This window comes from Marinomonas hwangdonensis (genome assembly GCF_003721245.1).
Classification (GTDB): Bacteria; Pseudomonadota; Gammaproteobacteria; order Pseudomonadales; family Marinomonadaceae; genus Marinomonas; species Marinomonas hwangdonensis.
In genome coordinates this window covers 1-558 of record NZ_RIZG01000024.1, presented here as the reverse complement: position 1 = coordinate 558, position 558 = coordinate 1, and the positions used below count along the sequence as shown (strand labels likewise).

The window sequence follows — 558 nt, the reverse complement described above, 5'->3', positions numbered from 1 at the left end:
GAGTCAGCAGAGACAAACGTCTCATCGCCATGTATGAGCTCAGTGATTTGGTTTAGGTCATGTTCATTGGCAGAAGTGGTGGTGAAACTATGCACCAAGCCACGTTTAGCATCGACTCCAATATGTGCTTTTAATCCGAAGAACCATTGGTTTCCCTTCTTAGTTTGGTGCATTTCTGGATCACGTGATTTGGCTTTATTTTTGGTCGAGCTAGCGGCTTCAATAATAGTCGCGTCAACGATGGTGCCTTCTTTGAAGTAAATACCTGAGTTTGATAGCCATTTATGGACTTCTTTAAATAGTTTTCGTCCAAGCTTATGCTTTTCCAGTAAGTGCCTGAAATTCATAATAGTTGTGTGATCAGGTATCGCACCTTCTAAGGATAACCCAGCAAAAAGCCGCATAGAGGTAATCTCATAAAGAGCGTCTTCCATTGCAGGGTCTCCCATGTTGTACCAGTTCTGCATAAAGTGAATGCGCAACATGGTAGACAAAGGATAGGGACGACGTCCGTTACCTGCTTTTGGATAGAAGGGTTCAATTTGGGCTTCAAGCTGC

At 43.4% G+C, this 558-nt stretch carries 1 protein-coding gene; it reads right to left on the bottom strand.

Features of this window, described 5'->3' with window-relative positions; all coding sequences use genetic code 11:
• Window positions 1-558 (bottom strand): IS5 family transposase (locus EBI00_RS15895; protein WP_123096909.1); only part of this gene is annotated, 558 nt, incomplete at both ends.